The following is a 2,373-nucleotide window of genomic DNA, read 5'->3' as shown; positions in this document are numbered from 1 at the left end:
CCGAACAAAAGCCGGCCGACATCGACCGGCGGACGAGATCAGACAGAAGACGAGTTGGTCTTGTCGACCGAAGTCAATGGCAGCGCCATGGATAGATCGCGCTTGATCCAGTGGTCGAGCAAAATCACCGCAATGCCCCCAAGTATGGCTAGCGCGATCATCCAAGCGATCTTTTGACGGTCGGTCACTCATGATCTCCCCAGGAGCTCACAACCCTCACGGCAATAGGCAACCGGTATCGTCGGCTGAAGGCGAATCCAGTATGTTGCTCGTGGATTGCAATCCGTTCGGCAATTGAAGGACGCAAGGGCACACCTCACTAAGCCACACGCTCTGCGATGGCGAGCGCCTGAAGATTCTTTGCCTTGCCGTGATAGCAGCGCGATTTGAGTGCGACCACCGACTTTGTTCTGGCTAGCTTGCGGCGCATTCGTCGCGACCCTCACCCTGTTGCCCATCTCTCTCGCTGTCGCCAGAGCTTTGGCCTTGTCCTTGGTCGTCAACACTTTGCGCCAGTGCGGTGTCTCGACACGCTCACAACGTAGGTCGTCGCAGGCGGCTCGTCGGTCATGCGCCCAACTCTGTTTCGCCCAACAGCAGAGTTGGTCCGGAGTTTCTTGGAGATTGGGTTATGGTCGCATGGTCCCTTTCTCCAAACGGCGTTAGGGAGATGTGATTTGCCAAACGGCTACGCCGGCTAGAACAATTCCGGCACCGCCCTCGATGGTCCGCGAAATGGCATCGAACAGGCGTGGCCGGCCGTCGAAGAAATGCACCAGGCGCTCGCGAAACAGGATCGACAACACCGCAACACAAGACAGCGTCAGCGCCACGCCGGCCATCATCGTAATTGCGAAAAGAATGCCGGCGACCGGAACGCCTCTGGATATCGCAAAGGTCATCACGAAAAGCGTCAACGGGCAGGGGATCAAGCCGGCGATGGCGCCGACGGCCTCGCCCTCATGCTTATGGTGGTGGCCGTGGCTCAATGCGCGCCAGAGCATCCAAACGCCGATCAGGCCAAGCAGGCCCCGACTGACGTCTTCCAGCAGCGGGGCACGGCCAACACTGCCCAGGGCAATCGATACCAAAGGCAACGAGAGCGCAGCGATCAGAACCGCGATCGTCACATGCGTGAAGGAAAGTGTCAGCGATACCAGAAGCCCACGCCGGACACTGGCATCCGATCCGGCGAGATACGTGGCCAGGACCGCCTTGCTATGGCCCGGCGTCAGCGCATGTGCCGCGCCGAACAGAACGCCCATCGGCAGAAAGGCCGTGAAGGCCAGCCAACCGCCGCCGGCCGAAAGCAGTTTGATCTGCTCGGCCAGTGCCAGGTAGATCGTGCGCTGGAACTCGACCAGCATCTGGAACATGGCCATCGAAACGGCTCCGGCTCAGCCGCACGTCAGTTCAAGGCGCGTCGCGAAAATCTTGCCGAGATCGGTCCCCGTCGGATCACTGAAGAACGCGTCTGTCAGGCTCTTCTGGTTCTGCGCGATGGCCGTGTCCGGATCTGGACGCACGACCGCGCGTGAGCAGCCTTCAGGCAGGCCAGCCACAGCAATCTTGTCGTCGTCGGTAAAATCGATCGCCGTGTAGAAGGTCGGGTCGTATACGCCGATGCTGACTTTTCCAGCAAGGGCCAACGGGTCCTTCGGCTGCGTTTCGAACTGGACGACGAGTTGATCGTTTTCATAGCTGACGCTGAACTTCGGCGGTGGCGCCATCGTCACGTCCTTGCCGTTCAAGGTCACCATCTGAAAATAGTTGTACTCGGCCAGCGACGCATGGACGGTGACAGCGACTTCATCGAGTTCCTTGGCATCAAGGACAAGGTCGAAATTCTTGTCGAATTCCATCAGCACGGTAATGGAAAAGAGGTCGTCGAAACGCCAGAGATGCCGAAGCGATTTGACCGTGTGGTCTGGACCGACGGTCAGGTCCAGCTTCGCTTCGGCAAACACATGCGGATGGGCGTTCGCCGCCGCGCCGGAAGCGAGCAACAGCGCCGCGCCTGATACTATGCCCGTCAGCTTCATTTTTCGCTCACATTTCGCTCGTCGATTCCGGATCAGGTACACCTGCCATTGCAAGCAGGCCGAAATGGGACATACCAGAACAGGTCGTCATGCAACTAGCGTCCTGAGCATGATCACGACGCCTGGCCTGGCTGGTCCTTGTTCGTCGTCGCACAAATATAATTCAGGTTCTTGGTTCCGACGGCGCCGATGTCGCCGACCTGGAATCCGCTCTCGGTCAACAGCGAGGCGACCGAATGCATATCGACATGACCATGCTTGTGGAGCCTGGGCAATCCAGACTTGCGCACCGGCCTGCCGAAATCGATGAGCAACAGCCGGCCTGCTGGCT

4 protein-coding genes are annotated in these 2,373 nt (G+C 59.0%); all 4 read right to left on the bottom strand.

What is annotated here, in order from left to right:
* Window positions 1-38: 38 nt before the first annotated feature.
* On the bottom strand, window positions 39-188 hold the full coding sequence (locus NKJ89_RS35495) for a hypothetical protein (protein WP_352609057.1): 150 nt from the start codon (window positions 186-188) through the stop codon (window positions 39-41).
* Window positions 189-662: 474 nt separating this feature from the next.
* Complete coding sequence (locus NKJ89_RS35490) at window positions 663-1,376, bottom strand: HoxN/HupN/NixA family nickel/cobalt transporter (RefSeq protein WP_352609058.1); 714 nt, start codon at window positions 1,374-1,376, stop codon at window positions 663-665.
* A gap of 21 nt (window positions 1,377-1,397) precedes the next feature.
* A complete protein-coding gene (locus tag NKJ89_RS35485; RefSeq protein WP_352609056.1) occupies window positions 1,398-2,042 on the bottom strand; it encodes a DUF1007 family protein in 645 nt (214 codons plus the stop codon).
* A 113-nt stretch (window positions 2,043-2,155) separates the two neighbouring features.
* On the bottom strand, window positions 2,156-2,373 hold a 218-nt coding region (locus NKJ89_RS35480), incomplete at its 5' end, for a hypothetical protein (protein WP_352609055.1).

The sequence above is a fragment of the Mesorhizobium sp. M0047 genome (assembly GCF_040323315.1).
Taxonomy (GTDB): domain Bacteria; phylum Pseudomonadota; class Alphaproteobacteria; order Rhizobiales; family Rhizobiaceae; genus Mesorhizobium.
Note: the sequence above shows the minus strand (reverse complement) of the source record. Positions and strands in the feature narration are given on the sequence as shown.

Excerpts from the sequence above, each read along its gene's own strand:
- NKJ89_RS35490 (WP_352609058.1), bottom strand. The coding sequence starts at position 1,376 with ATGTTCCAGATGCTGGTCGAGTTCCAGCGCACGATCTACCTGGCACTG.
- NKJ89_RS35485 (WP_352609056.1), bottom strand. The coding sequence starts at position 2,042 with ATGAAGCTGACGGGCATAGTATCAGGCGCGGCGCTGTTGCTCGCTTCC.